The 16,811-nt window shown below is 70.0% G+C and carries 14 protein-coding genes; 9 read left to right on the top strand and 5 right to left on the bottom strand.

The genetic code is table 11. The features are described from left to right. Positions 1 to 346 precede the first annotated feature (346 nt). Complete coding sequence (locus FBZ83_RS05905) at positions 347 to 760, top strand: CBS domain-containing protein (protein WP_247883089.1); 414 nt, start codon at positions 347 to 349, stop codon at positions 758 to 760. A gap of 57 nt (positions 761 to 817) precedes the next feature. Here FBZ83_RS05905 and FBZ83_RS31355 read toward each other — a convergent pair whose 3' ends face one another. Continuing rightward, positions 818 to 2,095: a hypothetical protein gene (locus FBZ83_RS31355; protein ID WP_186465985.1), complete on the bottom strand. Its 1,278-nt coding sequence runs from the start codon at positions 2,093 to 2,095 to the stop codon at positions 818 to 820. 178 nt (positions 2,096 to 2,273) lie between these two features. On the opposite strand from FBZ83_RS31355, the gene FBZ83_RS05915 reads away from it, so the two are divergent. Then, positions 2,274 to 3,431 (top strand): DUF3095 family protein, encoded by a 1,158-nt coding sequence (locus FBZ83_RS05915; protein WP_145681491.1) that lies wholly within the window; start codon positions 2,274 to 2,276, stop codon positions 3,429 to 3,431. Between the two features lie 10 nt (positions 3,432 to 3,441). On the opposite strand, the gene FBZ83_RS05920 is transcribed toward FBZ83_RS05915, so the two are convergent. Beyond that, complete coding sequence (locus tag FBZ83_RS05920) at positions 3,442 to 3,891, bottom strand: YccF domain-containing protein (RefSeq protein WP_035675480.1); 450 nt, start codon at positions 3,889 to 3,891, stop codon at positions 3,442 to 3,444. A 232-nt stretch (positions 3,892 to 4,123) separates the two neighbouring features. Between FBZ83_RS05920 and FBZ83_RS05925 the strand changes: the two genes are divergently transcribed. Both FBZ83_RS05925 and FBZ83_RS05930 read left to right on the top strand, forming a co-directional pair. Then, positions 4,124 to 4,684, top strand: a complete 561-nt coding sequence (locus FBZ83_RS05925) for a hypothetical protein (protein WP_145681492.1) — start codon at positions 4,124 to 4,126, stop codon at positions 4,682 to 4,684. Positions 4,685 to 4,929: 245 nt separating this feature from the next. Next, complete coding sequence (locus tag FBZ83_RS05930) at positions 4,930 to 5,697, top strand: alpha/beta fold hydrolase (RefSeq protein ID WP_145681493.1); 768 nt, start codon at positions 4,930 to 4,932, stop codon at positions 5,695 to 5,697. Positions 5,698 to 5,725: 28 nt separating this feature from the next. Here FBZ83_RS05930 and FBZ83_RS05935 read toward each other — a convergent pair whose 3' ends face one another. Next, the gene (locus tag FBZ83_RS05935) at positions 5,726 to 6,388 is read right to left on the bottom strand and encodes a response regulator transcription factor (protein WP_145681681.1); all 663 of its coding nucleotides are present in this window, start codon (positions 6,386 to 6,388) and stop codon (positions 5,726 to 5,728) included. Positions 6,389 to 6,632: 244 nt separating this feature from the next. Further along, positions 6,633 to 7,322: a LuxR C-terminal-related transcriptional regulator gene (locus tag FBZ83_RS05940; RefSeq protein WP_145681494.1), complete on the bottom strand. Its 690-nt coding sequence runs from the start codon at positions 7,320 to 7,322 to the stop codon at positions 6,633 to 6,635. Positions 7,323 to 7,884: 562 nt separating this feature from the next. Between FBZ83_RS05940 and FBZ83_RS05945 the strand changes: the two genes are divergently transcribed. Then, the gene (locus tag FBZ83_RS05945) at positions 7,885 to 10,239 is read left to right on the top strand and encodes an ATP-dependent helicase (protein ID WP_145681495.1); all 2,355 of its coding nucleotides are present in this window, start codon (positions 7,885 to 7,887) and stop codon (positions 10,237 to 10,239) included. Between the two features lie 149 nt (positions 10,240 to 10,388). Continuing rightward, entirely contained in the window at positions 10,389 to 11,585 is a 1,197-nt protein-coding gene (locus FBZ83_RS05950; protein ID WP_145681496.1) for a hypothetical protein, read from the top strand. Between the two features lie 16 nt (positions 11,586 to 11,601). Here the strand turns inward: FBZ83_RS05950 and FBZ83_RS05955 are convergent, their stop codons facing one another. Continuing rightward, positions 11,602 to 12,741, bottom strand: coding sequence for a PDZ domain-containing protein (locus FBZ83_RS05955; RefSeq protein WP_186465986.1), 1,140 nt, complete (start codon positions 12,739 to 12,741; stop codon positions 11,602 to 11,604). A gap of 292 nt (positions 12,742 to 13,033) precedes the next feature. On the opposite strand from FBZ83_RS05955, the gene FBZ83_RS05960 reads away from it, so the two are divergent. The 3 genes from FBZ83_RS05960 (at position 13,034) to FBZ83_RS05970 (ending at position 16,617) form a co-directional block, all read left to right on the top strand. Further along, on the top strand, positions 13,034 to 13,948 hold the full coding sequence (locus tag FBZ83_RS05960) for a 50S ribosomal protein L11 methyltransferase (RefSeq protein WP_145681498.1): 915 nt from the start codon (positions 13,034 to 13,036) through the stop codon (positions 13,946 to 13,948). Positions 13,949 to 14,015: 67 nt separating this feature from the next. Continuing rightward, entirely contained in the window at positions 14,016 to 14,477 is a 462-nt protein-coding gene (locus FBZ83_RS05965) for a TerB family tellurite resistance protein (protein ID WP_114859802.1), read from the top strand. 109 nt (positions 14,478 to 14,586) lie between these two features. Next, positions 14,587 to 16,617 carry an aminopeptidase P family protein gene (locus FBZ83_RS05970; RefSeq protein ID WP_145681499.1) on the top strand — a complete coding sequence of 677 codons (2,031 nt, stop codon included), beginning with the start codon at positions 14,587 to 14,589 and terminating at the stop codon, positions 16,615 to 16,617. The last annotated feature ends 194 nt before the right edge of the window (positions 16,618 to 16,811 follow it).

Consider the following 16,811-nt stretch of genomic DNA (forward strand, 5'->3'; position numbering starts at 1 on the left):
CATGCCACAACCACCGCCGCCAGCCAATGGTGAGTGGTTTTGTCGCATGTTGCGCCGTCATGGCAACCATGACGTTGCTTTGCGGTGGCTTTGCTCGTCAAGGGACGGGAAAGTGATTACCTTTTTCAACACTTGATAAAAAGGTCAGTGGACAGAATTCGCCCGTTTCGGCATTTCGCAGATGCGGTATTCTCTTCGCATCCGCAAATGAACAGCGAAAGGAGGCGGGAGCCGACGACGAGGCGCGGGCGCGGCGGTCCGACCAACGAAAACAGCCGCCGTGGTCTTCCAAAACATCCGCACTTGGAGGAGGAAAGCCATGATGCATCGCAACATCGGAGATCTTATGAATCGCCGCCGCGTGGTCAGCCTTCCGGCGGGCGCGACGGTGCGGGACGCCGCGCGGCAGATGAAGGCCGCCCATGTGGCGTCCGTCGTGGTCACCGCCTCCATCAACGAGCAGATCGAAGGCATCTTCACCGAGCGCGACCTGACCGACCGCGTGGTGGCCGATGGGCTGGACCCGGATCAGACCCCACTGTCGGAGGTGATGACCCCGTGCCCGGTCACCGCACCCCACGACATCACGGTGGGCGAGGCGTTGCGCCGGATGGTCGACCATGGCCTGCGGCATCTGCCGGTCGTCCGTGACGGCCGCGTCATCGGCGTGGTGTCCATGCGCGACTTCCTGGGCGAGGAGCTGACACTGATCGAGCATGAGCGGGAAGTGATGGACAGCCTGACCGAAGTCATGATGTGACGGCGCGCCAGGCCTCCCCCGCCCTCCGGGTGGCGGGGAAGGCCTGGCGCGGCCCTATTACCCCAGCTTCTTCAGGGCGGTCTCGACCTTGTCGATCTTGGTCTCGGCCTTGGTCAGGGCGGCGTGCGATTCCTTCAGCCCGTCCAGGGACACCTTCGCCCCGGCGAGCAGCGGGCCGAAGTCGGGGTCCTTGTCGGAGACCATGGCCGGGAAGGACTTGCGGGTGCCGGTGATCTCGTTGGCGGCGGCGAGGATCTCCTTCTTCGCCTGGGCGGCCTGCTGGCGCACCTGGGTGATGTAGAAGGTCGCCGTCTTGATCGACGCGGCCCTCTTGTCGTCCTCCGTCGCTTCGGCGGCGACCATCTGCTCCTGCTGCGCGCGGTCGGCCTGCCCGCCGACGTCGCGGGCGACGGTGTCGTAGAGGGAGTCGGCGTCCTGCGCCCGCTTGGCCAGCTTGCGGCAGCTCGCCAGATAGGTGGCGCGCAGGTCGAGGGCGCCCTTCAGCGCCTGGGCGGCCTCCTTGACGATGCCGGCGGCCTCGACGGCAGCCTCGGCCGCCTCATCCTTCATCTGGTCCAGCTTCATGACGATGCCGTCGGCCCGGTCGAAAGCCCCCTGGGCCGGGTCGCGCCCGCCATGCTGCTTGGGGTCGAGCTTCATCTTGGCGACGGCGGCCTTGCCCTGGGAGAACAGCTTGGCGGCCTGCGTGGCGGTGGCGGCGATCTTCTTGGCCTGGGTGTCCACCGCCTTGGCGGCGGTCTGGACCGCGGCGGCCTGGGCCTTCGCCTCCTTGGCGTTGCCCGCCCCCTGCGCCTCCAGCACGTTGCGCAGCGCGAGGTCGGCGTTGGCGGCGGCCTGATCGAGCAGCTTGACGTCGGCGTTGGCGGTCTTCAGCAGCCCGTCGATCTGCACCGCGGTCTTGTCGGCGATGGCGCGGGCGGCCTTGCCCTGCTCCTCGACCTCCTTGGCCTTCCCGGCCTCGGCGTCCTCGCGCATTTCGGCGATGCGCTCGTTGACGGCCACGCCGGCGCGGCGCCCGATGTCGTCCAGAGCCTGCCCGAGCTTCTTCAGTTCCGCCGCGATGGTCGCGACGCCCTCGGCCTTGGCCGACTTCTCCAGGGTCGTCTGGTAGGCGGTGGCGCTCTTCACATAGTCGAGCAGCGCCTTCTCCAGCGCCTTGGCGTCGCTCTTGCCCAGCGCGGTGTCGAGCGCCTTGGTCACGTCCTCCAGCCCGGACTTGTGGAAGACGCCCATGAACTTGGCGCTCGGCTTCTTCTTGCCGGTGGCCGTCTCAAACGTCGTCTTGGCGGATTTCCAGTCGCTTGCGAATCCCATGGCGTTCCTCCCCGGATTGGACGGCGGAACGATGGAGCGGACGGGGTGGACCGACAATCCGGGATGGGTCCATTGCGGATGGGTTCGGGGAACGATTCACGGGGGTGATTCACAGGGCGCGGGCCGGGGCGTAGACTGGGGAGGTCCGTCCCCGGAACCTCCTGGCGCGAGGAAGGCGATGTTTCTGCCGTCCATCCACGATTTCACCATCGAAGCCGCCGATCCCGCCCATTACGCGGCGCTGGACGGCGACTGGGCGCTCGCCGTCGCCGACGTGGTGGCGAGCACCCGCCTGGCGGCGGAGGGGCGGCACCGCGACGTGAATTTCGTGGCCGCCGCGGTGGTCGCCGTGCTGTCCGAGGCGGTGCGCGAACCGGATCAGGCCCCCGCCTGCCAGTTCGGCGGCGACGGCGCCATCGCCGCGGTTCCGCCGGGCCGCCGGGCGGCGGCGGAGCAGGCGCTGGCGGCGCTGGCCCATTGGGCGGCGACCGAGATGGACGTGCCGCTGCGCGTCGGTCTCGTGCCGGTGCGGGCGCTTCTCGACGAGGGGTTGGAGGTGCTGGTCGCCCTGCAGGATTTCGGCAACGGCGACGCCTTCGGCCTGTTCCTCGGGCGCGGGGTCGCCGCGGCGGACGCCTGGGTGAAGGCCGACCCGCGCTGGCGGCTGGAGCCGCAGCCCGGCCCGCTGACCGGGCTGGAGGGCGTGTCCTGCCGCTGGAGCCCGGTGAACAGCGCGCGCGGGGTGATCCTGTGCGTGATCGTCGACCCGCTGCCCGGCGGCGGGCCGGGCCTGTCGGTGCTGTCCCGCGTCCAGGCCGACATCGAGCGGATCGTGCCGACCGCTACGGCGGCGCCGCTCGGCATGGGCGAGCGGCTGGCGGTGCGCTGGCCGCCCTCCTGGCGGTCGCTGTGGCTGGAGGCGCGCACCCGCCCGCGCGGGCGGCGTCTGGCCTGCGCCCTGTCGGCGCTCGGGAAATCGGCCCTGCTCGCCGTGATGCTGGGGGGCGGCTGGCGGCTGGCCGGCTTCGATCCGGACCGCTACCGCCGCGGCATGGCCGAACGGTCGGACTTCCGCAAATCGGCCGGCGGGCCGCGCCTCGTCCTCGACGTCACGGAGGAGGAGGCCGGCGCCATCGAGGCCATGCTGGCCGCTCACGCGGCGGCCGGGCGCATCCGCTACGGAACGGCGCGGGCGACGGCGGCCTCCATGACCTGCCTGGTCGGCGACCTCGCCGCCGACCGGCACGTCCATTTCGTGGATGGAGCGGAACTCGGCTTCTGGCGGGCCTCGGTCATGTTGAAGCGGATGGCCGAGCGGGAGCCGTCCGCTCCGTAGGCCGCGCGGCTCAGTAGGCCCCGCGGCCGAGCAGACGGCGGCGGGACTCCGCCTCGTCCACCGTCACGATCTCGGTGCCGACCGGCCACAGGGCCAGCAGGGCGAGCTTCAGATGCGCCCAGGCGAAGGGCAAGCCGATGATGGTGATGGCGAGGCCGACCGCGGCCACCAGATGGCCGAGCGCCAGCCACCAGCCGGCCAGCACGAACCACAGGATGTTGCCCAGCGTGCCGAGCAGGCCGGTGCCGATGTCCTCGCGGCCACGGAACTCATCCCGGCGGACCGCGGTTTGTCCAAAGGGCAACAGGGTGTACCAAGCGATCGTGAAGGCCGACCGCGCCCACGGGATGCCGACGATGGTGATGACCATCAGAATGGCCGCGAAGAGCCATCCGGCGGCCATCCAGATGCCGCCGGTCACCACCCACAGGATGTTGAGAAGAAGGCTGAGGAAGGGCATCGGGTGTTTCTCCTTTTGCCCGCACATGTGGGGATGGTGGGTGGCTTCGCCCAGAGGAGGGGTCGGCGAAAGTGGCGCATCGAAAGATTCACCCCCTCCCGGCTTCCGGTGGCTTGAATGCCCTCCGGAAAGGCCACAGATCGAAAGAGGGACCTTTGAGCAAAAAGCGGTTCCGCAGGGAACCGGGGTCCGCGCCGCACGCCATCCAGGGTATCACCGGATCGGAGGCCGCATGAACGAGGTCCAGAACCACGAAGACACCACCGACGCCGCCGTCATGGGCGACGACGCCGAGAGCATGGCACCGGTGGTCACCGCCATCCTTGGCACCGCCATCGCCGCGGCTCTCAAGCGCGCCGGCACGGCCGACGTCGCCCACGGGGTGATCGCGGGGTTGCGCCTGCTGCGCTCCGCCGCGGAGTCGGAGGCCGGCTACACCATGGGGGCGGCGATCGACACCGCCATCCGCACGCGCCTGCTGGTGGAGAACCTGTCGGCCCTGCGCACCACCGGGTCCGCCCCGGCGCCGGTGCCTCTGCCCGAGCCGGGGCCGGGGGTGGCCATCGCGTCGGCCATCTTCGTCAGCGCCGCCGAATCCTGCCTGACCGTCAACGCCCACGCCGAGGACAACGGGCCGCTGGAGATGGCCGTCTTCGCCTTCTCCACGCAGTTGATCCAGCAGCTCGGCGGGTCGCCGGACTGGCGGGATCTGATGCGCGAACTGCACCGTCCGTCCGAACCGCGCGACGACCGTCCGGTCGAGGCGCTCCCCGACGGCAACACCATCCACTGACCTTCCGGGCCCGCGGAACCTTCCAAGGCCTCGATAGTCCCAATTCTTGTGCGGATTCCGCCGATGTTGGCGGGACTGCACAACAATTGGGGTAAAAACCTGCGATTTTCGGGATTTGTGGCCACCGTTCGCGCCATTTCGGGCCTTTTTATGGTACGGGACAAGGCCGCGAACCCTCCATTACGCTCCCTGGCAATCGGCGGAGACGATCTCCGCACCATGTTCGGGAATCGGGGAGCGGAGCCTTGACCATACACAGCAGCGCCGGGCGGCCCGCGGGAGCCGCGTTCGGCATCGTGCCGTCGTCGCCCGGCGAGGCGCCGACCGCACGCTGCGGCGCATCGCGGGAGGTGGGGTCGGGCTGCCTCGTCGCCGGCGATCCCGCCGGACGGCGGATCATCCTGGTCCACGCGGCGTCGAGCGAGTCCCGGGCCTGGACCCGGTTGCTGCGCGCGGTGCCGGCGGGGCAGGAATGGGTGGCGGTGCCGCGGCCCGATCCGGCGCCGGTCAACAGCGCCTCCCTCCTGCGCGGCGATCCCGGCGTGCCGGCGGCGGCGCTGCGTCCGCTTCTGACGCTTCGCCGTTCGCGCAAGCCGCTGCTGATCGGCTGCGGCAGCGGCGTGCCGGTGGCCTTGCGCGCCGTCGTGGATTTCCCGGAGCTGGTCGGCGGTCTTCTGTTGATCGACCCGATGGCCGAAGAGACGGCCCGGCCCGGCGTGCTGCGCCGGATCGCCGCCCGCATCCTGCCCCCGGTCGCCCGCGACAGCGCGGCGGAGCTTCGCGCCATGGCGCCGGCACTCGACGCGGTCCGCGTGCCGGTCACGCTGGTTCAGGGAAAGGATGTGCCGGACGGCCTTCCGGGCGCGTCCTTTCTGGAGCAGCGCCTGACCGGCTGCCGCACCCTGACCGTGGTCACCGTCCCCGGCCAGCAGGTTCTGCCCGCCAAGCACGAGGCGGCCATCCGCGGCGCGCTGGCCGCGCTGGTCGCCTCGGTGGAGCGGGGAGGGGCCTGAACGGAGCAGGCCCGGAAAGGGCGTCCGGTCAGAAACCGTTTGCGGTGATCGCCGCCTGGGTGCGGTTGCGCACGCCGAGCTGGCGCAGGATCGCCGTCACATGCACCTTCACCGTGCCTTCGGTCAGGCCCAGCTCGTGCGCGATCTGCTTGTTGGACTTGCCGTCGCGCAGGCGGTTCAGCACGTCGCGCTGGCGCGGCGTCAGCTGGTCGCCCGCCCCGTCGGCCAGGGTGCCGAGGGCGTCGGGGTCCGCCGCGCCGTTGCCGGCGTGCGGGGTGCTTTCGGCCATCCGGTCGCCGCGGATCGCCTGTTCCGGCAGATAGACGCCGCCGGCCAGCACCAGCTGCAAGGCACCCATCAGCACCTTGGCGCTGCTCGACTTCGGGATGAAGCCGGCGGCGCCGTTCTCCAGCGCGGCCAGCAGGTCCGACCGCTTCTCCGACCCCGACACCACGACCAGCAAGGCCTTGGGAAGCCGTTGGTGGATGTCGCCGAGCAGGGAAAAGCCATTCCATCCCGGCATCCCCAGATCCAGGAGGATCAGGTCGAAGGCGATGGCGCCGTCGCACAGGCGGCGGACGTCGTCGAACGTCCCGGCCTCGTGGAACACCATGCTGTCATCCGACTGGGCGAGCAGACGCCGCAGCCCGTCCCGGAACAGCAGGTGATCGTCGGCAAGCAGAACGTTCAGGGTCGGCTTTTCCGCGCTGGCTTCCATGGTGCTCATCGTGTCGGGGCTGCGATCCAAACAAATTCGGAGCGTATTGCCGAAATAGCCATCATCATTTCGAGGCGGAAGAGGGCCTTTGGTCCTATGGCGCACCACCTATGGCATGCCGTCGCACCCAAAACGGGTGCCCCGAACGCCGGAACGCCGGCCGCGGGATGGCGCGGCCGGCGTTTCGGGTGCCGGGAAGCAGAACCGCAGGAAGGCGTCAGACCGCGCCGGCGCTGACCCCGGCGGCTTCCGCCGCCTGATCGCCGATGCCGTTGTTGAGCGCCCAGATGGCCGCCTGGGTGCGGTTGGAGGCGTTGATCTTGCGCAGCAGGCTCTTCAGATGGACCTTCACCGTGGCCTCCGTGATGTGGAGGTGGTTGGCGATCATCTTGTTGGAGTTGCCGTTCAGCAGGCAGCGCAGGATCTGGATCTCGCGCTGGGACAGGCCCTTGCGGCGCGCCGGGACCTCGGTCGCCAGCTCTTCGCTGCGGCCGTTGATCAGCAACTCGGCGAGGTGGGTGGGGAACACTTTCTCGCCCATCATCACCAGCTTCAGCGACTGCATCAGCGCTTCGCAGGCGATGTCCTTCATCAGGTAGCCGTGGGCGCCGGCGCCGAGCGCGCCCGACAGGCGGCGGGTGCACAGGTCGGTGGTCAGGATGACGACGCGGATGCCGGGGTGGCCATCGCGCAGGGCGCGGAGCTGGTCGGCCTCGTCCTCGCCGCCGTTGATGAGGTCGATGAGGACCAGGTCGGGCTGGGTGCCCGCCGCCTCGACCGCGGGGACGCCCTCGCGCAGGGTGCCGGCCTCGCCCATCACCTTGAAGGGCGTGTTCTCGAACAGACGCTTCATGCCTTCGCGGAAGAGCTTGTTCGCGTCGATCAGGAAAACGTTCACGGGGTCCATTGTTCCTACCCGCCCTCTGTTTGTTTCAATTCGGTCGTTCGTCTGGCGCCTCCGTGGACATCCGGTCCGGGGGGAGGGCTGCTCTCCGCGGCTGTCCGTTTGGTTCCGGGGTGCCACGATCTGATTGGACATTACCTCGGATTTGCGGAACAGAAAATTTCCCCAAAGGAAAAATTATGTCTCGCAATGGGCATATGCCCTAAGCCGAAATAAGACAAACCGTCCAAGGAACCGTTCATGAATGTTCCAGGTGGAATAATCAATCGGTCCTGAATTCGGTCAAGCCTGTGATTTGTCTGTGACTGCGGGTGATTCTTGGGCTCCTATGGCCGATGTGACTTCGGGCGATTGTGATAAGACAGGCGCTATGGTGTCGGACATAGGGCGGGTCGCCTCTGTCTCGGTCCATGGGCCTAGTCCCATGCCGATCGGCGGAGCCCCCCGGCCGTTCCGTCGAGGGAAGGGGTTCGATGCGCCGGGGGGCGTGCTATATACGGTGTCCTCTTTCGATGAAGGGCGTCTCCCGACCGCGGGGGAGCCCGCCCAGGAACTCCGGTGCCGCATGTCCGATCCCTACGCCTACGACGATCCGCTGGGCCATGATCCCCTCAGCCACGCGGGCGCCCCGGCCCCCGCTCCGGCGCAGCGTTTCGCCTATCTGGACGGGCTGAACCCCGTGCAGCGCGAGGCGGTCGAGGCCATGGACGGTCCGGTTCTGGTGCTGGCCGGCGCCGGCACCGGCAAGACTCGCGTTCTCACCACCCGGCTGGCCCATCTGCTGATGACGCGCCGCGCCGCCGCCTTCCAGATCCTGGCGGTGACCTTCACCAACAAGGCCGCCCGCGAGATGCGCGAGCGCGTCGCCCATCTGGTGGGGATCGAGCCGGAGGGCTGGTGGCTGGGCACCTTTCACGCCCTGGCCGCGCGCATCCTGCGCCGCCACGCCGAGCTGGTGGGGTTGAAGTCCAACTTCACCATCCTCGACACCGACGACCAGATCCGCCTGATCAAGCAGCTTCTGGAGGCGGCGAACGTCGATTCCAAGAAGTGGCCGGCGCGGCAGGTGCTGGGCGTGATCGAGCGCTGGAAGGACCGCGGGCTGACCCCGGACCGACTGAACGAGGGCGACGGCGGCGACGTGGCCGGCGGGCGCGTGGTGGCGCTCTACCGCGCCTACCAGGAGCGGCTGCGCACGCTGAACGCCTGCGACTTCGGCGATCTGCTGCTGCACAACATCACGCTGTTCCAGAAGCACCCCGACGTGCTGGCGGAATACCACCGCAAGTTCAAGTACATCCTGGTCGATGAGTATCAGGACACCAACGTCGCCCAGTATCTATGGCTGCGCATCCTCTCGCAGGCCCACAAGAACATCTGCTGCGTCGGCGACGAGGACCAGTCGATCTACGCCTGGCGCGGCGCCGAGATCGGCAACATCCTGCGCTTCGAGGCGGACTTCCCGGGTGCCACCGTCATCAAGCTGGAGCAGAACTACCGCTCCACCGGGCACATCCTGTCCGCGGCCTCCGGCCTGATCGCCAACAACAAGGGGCGGCTGGGCAAGACGCTGTGGACCCAGGCGGACGGCGGCGAGCCGGTGCGCGTGCGCGGCGTCTGGGACGGCGAAGAGGAGGCCCGCTGGGTCGGCGACGAGATCGAGGCGCTGCAGCGCCAGGGCGTCTCGCTCGCCCAGATCGCCGTGCTGGTCCGCGCCGGCTTCCAGACCCGCGAGTTCGAAGAGCGCTTCATCACGCTGGGCCTGCCCTACCGGGTGATCGGCGGCCCGCGCTTCTACGAGCGGCAGGAGATTCGCGACGCGATGGCCTATCTGCGCGTCGTCAACTCGCCCGACGACGATCTGGCCTTCGAGCGCATCGTCAACGTGCCCAAGCGCGGCGTCGGGCCGGCGGCCCTGCAATGCCTCTATCAGGCGGCGCGCTCGCGCGGGATGCCGCTGACCGAGGCCGGCTGGGCGCTGACCGAGACGGACGAGCTGAAGCCCAAGGTGCGCGGCGTGATGCGCAACCTGCTGCAGGACTTCTTCCGCTGGCGCACCCTGTCGGCGACCATGCCGCACACCGAACTGGCCCGGATGATCCTGGACGAGTCGGGCTACACCCGCATGTGGCAGGAGGACAAGACGCCCGAGGCGCCGGGCCGGCTGGAGAACCTGAAGGAACTCATCACCGCCATGGCGGAGTTCGAGAACCTGCCCGGCTTCCTGGAGCATGTCGCCCTGGTCATGGAGAACGCCGAGGCCGCGGGCGTCGATCAGGTCACGGTGATGACCCTGCACGGCGCCAAGGGGCTGGAGTTCGACATGGTCTTCCTGCCCGGCTGGGAGGAGGGGGTGTTCCCCAACCAGCGCGCGCTGGACGAGACCGGCATCGCCGGGCTGGAGGAGGAGCGCCGCCTCGCCTATGTCGGGCTGACCCGGGCGCGCAAGCGGGCCTACATCAGCCACGCCGCCAACCGGCGCCTCTACGGCAGCTGGGTCAGCGCCATCCCCTCCCGCTTCGTCGAGGAGATTCCCGGCGGCGACGTCGAGGCGGAGGCGGCGAGCGGCCTTTATCCGGGCGGCAATGCTGGGGGCGGTTTCGGTGGGGGCGGTTTCGGTGGGGGCGGGAGCTTCCGTGATTCGTCGAGCTACGCCGCCTTCCGCGCCGGCCAGCAGGCGGCGGGTCGGCAGCAGCCCCCGTCGCCGCGCACCATCACGCTCGACAGCGGGTCCTATCAGGTCGCTCCGCGCGCCCGCCCGAACGCGCCCTTCCCGAAGGGCGCGCGGGTGTTCCACCAGAAATTCGGCTACGGCACCGTCACGGCGGTCGACCAGGACAAGCTGGAGATCGACTTCGACCAAGCCGGCAGCAAGAAGGTGATGGACAGCTTCGTGGTGCCGGCGGAGAAGGCGGGCTGAGGATCAAGGGGGCGCTGAAGGCAGGGTGACCGATTGCCGCAGCGCTCCGCCGCGGTGACGATCGTCACAGGTCGGGCGTCCGGGTTCGGCTACTGGTTGTGCACAGACATCGTGCCCACAGCCGCCCCAACAGCCACGGAACCCGCCCAGTGTTCGGCAAGAGCAGCACCGCGTTCGAGGTCCAGATCCGCCGCGAGGGGCGCTGGACCATCGAAGGGACCTACGACGACGAGCGCCGGGCCTTGGCCTCCGCCCGCAGTTGGCTGGCGGTCAGCGGGGTTGAGGAGGTCAAGGCCATCAAGTTCCGCTCGCTGGCCGGGCTGTCGCTGGAGACGGTGATCTTCCAGAAGGCCGTTCCGGTGGTGAAGGACAAGCCGATGACGCTGGGCGGCACGGCGGAGGGCGCGCCCTACTGCACGGCCCCCGGCGATCTCTACGGTTTCGAGGCTCGGGTGGTCACCGGCCGGCTGCTGCGCGCCTTCCTCGACAAGTTCCGCATCACCCCGACCGAGCTTCTCCATTCCTGGACCTACCTGCGCAAGCTCGACGAGCAGGGCCTGCTGCTGGGCGCGGCGATCCAGGCGGTGGCCCGCCACCACGCGGACCGCCATGGCGTCGCGGTGCCGGCGCGGGCGCGCGAGCTGCGGGGCTTCGCCGACGCGGTGATGGCGCGTGTCCGGGACTTCCAGGCGGAGCGCAAGGCCCTGCCGGCCTTCGACCCCGCCGACCTGTCCCGCTCCAGCCGCGCCCTGGTCATGGCGGTGGGGGAGGAGGGGCACGATTTCGCCTTCCTCAGCCAGCTCACCGTCCATCTGGCCGACCGCAATTCGCTGGCCGGCAAGCTGGAGATGCTGCTCGACCTGATCGGGCCGGAGGTGGAGCCGCGCCATCTCGCCCTGCTCGACGGGGTGATGGCCGACGCGCTGGGCTCCGCCGAGCTGGTGAAGGAGCTTCTCGGTGCGCAGCCGAACCTCGCCCTGGGTCTGTGCGCGCTGGCCGACCTGATCCTGGGCCGCGACCCGCAGCCGAAGAGCGAGCCGGTCAGCCCGCTGCTCGCCCATATCGGGGCGCTGATCGTCCAGGGGCGCGCGCCGTGCTGCCGCGCCGTCCTGCTGGAGCGCATCCAGCACTCGCTGAACGGCACCCAGCCGCTCGACCGCCGCGACCCGAGGAAGGAGGCGCTGCTGGCCGACCACCTCGCCACCCACCTGCGCGATCCGCAGGGGCGCCTGCTCGGCGGCGCCGAGGTGGAGAAGGCGCTGGCCCGCCGCCTCATCCGCCACCGTCAGGCGATCCTGCGCGAGCAGGGGATGCACGACATCGCGGACCGGCTGTCGGGGCGGTGACCCCGCCGGCTTCGCCTCACGACTCCGGCGGCGACCAGGGCAGTTCGGTCCGCGGCCTGTCCCGCCGCAGCGCCTCGTAGATCTCCACGCCCTTCTCGCGGTCCGTCTCGCACAGCATCATCAGCACGTCGGAGTCGGCGCTGGCCGAGGTGCAGATCTTCGAATCCCGGGTGCAGGTCGGCCGCGGGGGCGGCGCCAGCCAGTATCCGGGTTGAGCCTTCCGCGCCGCCTCCCAAAAGGCCGTCGTCAGCTTGGTGCTTTCCGCCTCGCTGCCGTCGTTGCGCACCGTGAACAGCGGCGAGTGCACGCTGCTCGAGAACAGGCCCGAACCGGTCATCTGGGCCACGCAGAAGCGTTCGCGCACCGGCGCGGCCGGCAGGACCGGCGCATCGGCGTACACGGCACCCGGCGGCAGGGCCGGGGTCGTGCTGATGATCGGGCCGACGATCAGCTCGCGCGGCTCGCGGGCGCGCCACAGCTTGACCAGCACGCTCTGCCCGCTGGGCACCACGCCCAGAACGCGGCGCATCTGCATCACATCATCCACCGCGACGCCGCGCACCTCCAGGATCACGTCGCCACCGCGGATGCCCGACAGCTCGGCCGCCTTGCCCGGGACCAGCGCCGTCACCACCAGGCCGCGCGGCGACTCCAGCCCCAAGGCCTGCGTCAGATGGGGTGTCAACGGACCCACAGCCGCTCCCATCGCCCCCTGCGGTTCGCTCGCCGGTGCCGCGGCGGGAGCGACCGTGCCGGCCACCGCTCCGCTGATGCCATTGGGGCCGGTGGTGACGGTCGTCGCCGGTGCGGAGCCCGCACCCGCCACCGTGCCGCCACCCTCCGCGCAACTCTGTTCCGCCATGACCTGACGCACCGCCTTGATGTTGACCACCACAGCCTCGCGGTACACCGGGTCCACCGTGGGCAGTTGGTCAATGTAGCCTTTCTGGAGCGACGCCAGGGCTTGGCAGCCCGTGCCCCGGTAGGAGGGGACCATATCGGCCACCAGCGACGCCTCCGACCGCATGCTCGCCGCGTTCATCGCTCCGATCGCCAGCCCGGCCGGATCGAGCGCGCAGCCCGACACCATCGCCGCCCCGGAAACCGCCACCAGCGCGGGCATCCATGCCCTGGCCGCTTTGCTAACGCGCTGCATCAAGCCCGTCTCCCCCGTGTCGCTCTTGCGGAACCCTCGATCCGCTGATCTCCGGGTGCAGTGTGCCCGCTCAAAAGTGGTAAGAAAAGCGGCGGCAAGCCTGTGCCGTGCTTTCGTCGGCCAAAACGTCGCACCTTGCGGTCGATCCAGCCCGGCGGACCCTTTTCCGGATGCGGCGGCCCTGTGCGGCGATGGAGCCGTGCGTCCGGCCGCAGGAAATCTTTGTGTCGCCGCGTCTCTGTGGTTAAGTCTCCCACCAGACAACGACCACCCCATCATCGGCGACCCTCCCATGTCCTCCTCCAAGCTCTGGCGCATCGCGCTCGTCATTCCCGAAGCCCACGCCCCCGCGTTCGCCGAGGCGATTGGCGATCACGCCGACGCGGTGTCCACCTTCGAGTTGGAGGAGCACGGCGACTGGCTGGTCGAGGCGACGGTCTACGGGCAGCCGGACGAGCCGCGGCTGAACGCCCGCGTCGCCGTGCTGGCCGAGGCCGTGGGCATCCCCGAGCCGAAGCTGATCGTCGAGGAGCTGCCGCTCATCGACTGGGTGTCGCACAGCTACCAGGGCTTCCCGCCGATCCAGGCCGGGCGCTTCTTCGTCCACGGCTCCCACCATGAGGGCATCGTCCCGGCGGGCAGCATCCCGCTGCTGGTCGACGCCGCCACCGCCTTCGGCACGGGCGAGCACGGCTCGACCAAGGGCTGCCTGATGGCGCTGGACCGGCTGGCCCGCCGCATGAGCCTGCCGCACGCCGGTCGGGGCGGGGCGCTCGACATGGGCTGCGGTTCGGGCATCCTGGCGCTGGCGGTGACCAAGCGCTGGCGGGTGCCGGTCACCGCCGTGGACATCGACCCGGAGGCGGTGCGCGTCACCCGCGTCAACGCCGCGCTCAACGGGGTGAAGGCCCGCATCCGCTCGCAGGGCGGCGACGGTTACCACACCGCCATCGTGGGCAAGCACAAGCCCTACCGCCTGATCACCGCCAACATCCTGGCCCGTCCGCTGGCCCGCATGGCGCCGAAGCTCAAGCGCCATCTGCAGCGCGGCGGCGTCGCCATCCTGGCCGGCCTGCTGAACCGGCAGGAGCGCCACGTCATCCAGGCGCACCGCACCCAGGGCCTGCATCTGGTCGCGCGCATCCCGGTCGGCGAATGGACCACCCTTGTGGTGAAGCGCCCGAAGCGGACGGCCGTAAAGGGCTGATGCCCCTGGATTTCGGTCCTCCCGTCGCCATTTCCTTCCGGACGTATGGACGACCCGCGGAGGACCGATGCTGAACCGGATCAGGGCGCTGTTCCAGGAGAACGACCCCGGCGACGACCGCCACAGGCTGGAGGCCGCCGCCGCCGCCCTTCTGGTCGAGGCCGCACGCACCGACAACACCATTTCCCAGGCGGAGCGCGAGCGCATCCTCGACGTCACCCGCCGCCACTTCAAGCTGAGCGAGGAGGAGGCGCAGGACCTGCTGTCCGCCGCCGTGTTCGACACGGAGGGCGCCTCGCCCTACTACCGCTACGTCACGGTGATCAACGACCACTGCCCGCCGGACAAGCGGCTGTGGATCATCGAGATGCTGTGGGAGGTCGCCTACGCCGACGGCGAGCTGAACGACCTGGAATCAAACCTGCTGCGCCGCATCGGCGGCCTGTTGCATGTGCCCGACGTCGACCGCGGTCTCGCGCGCAAGCGCGTGCTGGAACGGCTGGGCCTGCCCGACGATTCGGGGCTGTAAGGCGTCCCGCCGGGGGCTTCGCGCGGCTATGCCCTTTCCCGCGCTTGCGCGGTGGGGCGTCCCTGCCTAGCCTGTCGCGGACGGCTTCACCGGATGAGGATCAGCCCCCGTGTCCAGCGCTTACCGCGGCGACGAAACCCTGGCGCAGCTCTTGGCCCAGGCGGGCCTGCCCCACACCCCCGCGGACATCCGCAGCCTCGTCGCCGGGGTGCTCGCCGCGCCGGAGGGGGAGGACCCCGACGGCTGGATGGTCCTGGTCGGAGCGCGGCTTCCGGAGGACCTCGCCGGGCAGCTCCGCGCCCTGAAGGCCGACCTTGCTGACGGTCGCGTCGCAAGCGCGCCGGATTACGCCGCCCGCATCGCCGCCCTGCGCGGCGTCCTGGCGCGCGCCGACATCGACGGCTTCATCGTGCCGCGCGGCGACGAGCATCAGGGCGAGTATGTGCCGCCGCGCGCCCAGCGCCTCGCCTGGCTGACCGGCTTCACCGGATCGGCCGGCCACGCCGTCGTCGGGCGCCAGCGCGCCGCCGTCTTCGTGGACGGGCGCTACACCCTCCAGGTCCAGACGGAGGTGTCGGGCGATCTCTACGAATACCGGCATCTGGTCGACGACCCGCTGACCGAGTGGGTGGGAGAGGCGCTGCCGCAGGGCGGGCGCCTCGGCTACGACCCGTGGCTGCACACCGCCGGCTGGGTGGAGCGCACCCGCCAGCAGCTGGAGCGCATCGGCCTGTCGCTGGTGCCCTGCCCGGGCAACCCGGTGGACCGCGTGTGGACCGACCAGCCGCCGCCCCCGCTGGCCCCGGTGGTCGCCCAGGACCTCGTCTTCGCCGGGGACAGCGCCGCCGACAAGCGCGCCCGCCTCGCCGGCGACCTGGCGCGCAACGGCATCGGCGCCGTGGTGCTGACCCAGCCCGATTCCATCGCGTGGCTGCTCAACCTGCGCGGCGCGGACGTGCCCTGCACGCCGCTGCCGCTGTCCTTCGCGATCCTGAAGGACGACGCGCAGGTGGACCTGTTCATCGACCGCCGCAAGCTGGCGCCGGGCGTCGAGGCCCATCTCGGCAACCAGGTCGCCGTGCGCGCCCCGGACGAGCTGGGGACCGCGCTCGACGGGCTGGGTCGCGAGGGGCGCAAGGTGATGGCCGACCCGGCCAGCACCTCGGCCTGGATCTTCGACCGGCTGCACATGGCCGGCGCCAAGCTGGAGCGCGACCCCGATCCCTGCGCCCTGCCCAAGGCCTGCAAGAACGAGGCGGAGCTGGCCGGCACCCGCGCCGCCCACGCCCGCGACGGCGCGGCGCTCGTCCGCTTCCTGCACTGGCTGTCGCAGGAGGCGCCGTCGGGCGCGGTGACGGAGATCGCGGCGGCGGACCGGCTGCTGGCCTTCCGCCGCGCCAACGACCGCTTCCGCGGCCTCAGCTTCGACACGATCTCCGGGGCGGGGCCGAACGGCGCCATCGTCCATTACCGGGTGTCGGAGGCGACCGACCGCCGGCTGGAGCCGGGCAGCCTGTTCCTGCTGGACAGCGGGGCCCAGTATCAGGACGGCACCACCGACGTGACGCGCACCATCGCCATCGGTGCGCCGACCCCGGAGATGCGCGAGCGCTTCACGCTGGTCCTCAAGGGCCACATCGCCGTCAGCACGGCGCGATTCCCGCGCGGCACCACCGGGTCGCAGCTCGACACGCTGGCGCGCCTGCCACTGTGGTCGCTGGGACTCGACTACGACCACGGCACCGGCCACGGGGTGGGCAGCTACCTGTCGGTGCACGAGGGGCCGCAGCGGATCTCCAAGGTGCCGAACAGCGTCGCGCTGCAGCCCGGCATGATCCTGTCCAACGAGCCCGGCTACTACAAGACCGGCGCCTACGGCATCCGCATCGAGAACCTGATCGTCGTCCAGCCGCTCGACCTGCCGATGGCGGAGCGGCCCATGCTGGGGTTCGAGGTGCTGACCCTGGCCCCCATCGACCGCAATCTGGTCGAGCCGGCGCTGCTGACCCAGGCGGAGATCGCCTGGCTGAACGCCTACCACAACCAGGTGCGCGAGGCGCTGGAGCCGCGGCTCGCGGGTGAGGGGGATGCCGCCGTGATGCAATGGTTGAGGCAGGCGACGTCCCCGATCATCGTCTGATGGAAATGGCCCGGAGTGGACCATTGGACGCGGGTGGACGGCGTGAAAGGCGAGAATCAGCCCGTGCGTTCGCCTGTGAATTCTGGCAAGGTCCCCACCCGGCGCAGGGGCATGCCTGTTCGGACCGCCGCGAAATTCGGCGGACTTGGTAACCCGATATTTACGGGCGTAGGTCACTGTGGCCGTGAGGGATG

The organism is Azospirillum brasilense, from assembly GCF_007827815.1.
Taxonomy (GTDB): domain Bacteria; phylum Pseudomonadota; class Alphaproteobacteria; order Azospirillales; family Azospirillaceae; genus Azospirillum; species Azospirillum brasilense_C.

What these genes read in the sequence shown, in the direction of transcription:
- FBZ83_RS05905 (WP_247883089.1), top strand. Translation starts at nt 347, where the DNA reads ATGAATCGCCGCCGCGTGGTCAGCCTTCCGGCGGGCGCGACGGTGCGG.
- FBZ83_RS05965 (WP_114859802.1), top strand. Translation starts at nt 14,016, where the DNA reads ATGCTGAACCGGATCAGGGCGCTGTTCCAGGAGAACGACCCCGGCGAC.
- FBZ83_RS05925 (WP_145681492.1), top strand. Translation starts at nt 4,124, where the DNA reads ATGAACGAGGTCCAGAACCACGAAGACACCACCGACGCCGCCGTCATG.
- FBZ83_RS31355 (WP_186465985.1), bottom strand. Translation starts at nt 2,095, where the DNA reads ATGGGATTCGCAAGCGACTGGAAATCCGCCAAGACGACGTTTGAGACG.
- FBZ83_RS05960 (WP_145681498.1), top strand. Translation starts at nt 13,034, where the DNA reads ATGTCCTCCTCCAAGCTCTGGCGCATCGCGCTCGTCATTCCCGAAGCC.
- FBZ83_RS05945 (WP_145681495.1), top strand. Translation starts at nt 7,885, where the DNA reads ATGTCCGATCCCTACGCCTACGACGATCCGCTGGGCCATGATCCCCTC.
- FBZ83_RS05955 (WP_186465986.1), bottom strand. Translation starts at nt 12,741, where the DNA reads ATGCAGCGCGTTAGCAAAGCGGCCAGGGCATGGATGCCCGCGCTGGTG.
- FBZ83_RS05920 (WP_035675480.1), bottom strand. Translation starts at nt 3,891, where the DNA reads ATGCCCTTCCTCAGCCTTCTTCTCAACATCCTGTGGGTGGTGACCGGC.
- FBZ83_RS05940 (WP_145681494.1), bottom strand. Translation starts at nt 7,322, where the DNA reads ATGGACCCCGTGAACGTTTTCCTGATCGACGCGAACAAGCTCTTCCGC.
- FBZ83_RS05915 (WP_145681491.1), top strand. Translation starts at nt 2,274, where the DNA reads ATGTTTCTGCCGTCCATCCACGATTTCACCATCGAAGCCGCCGATCCC.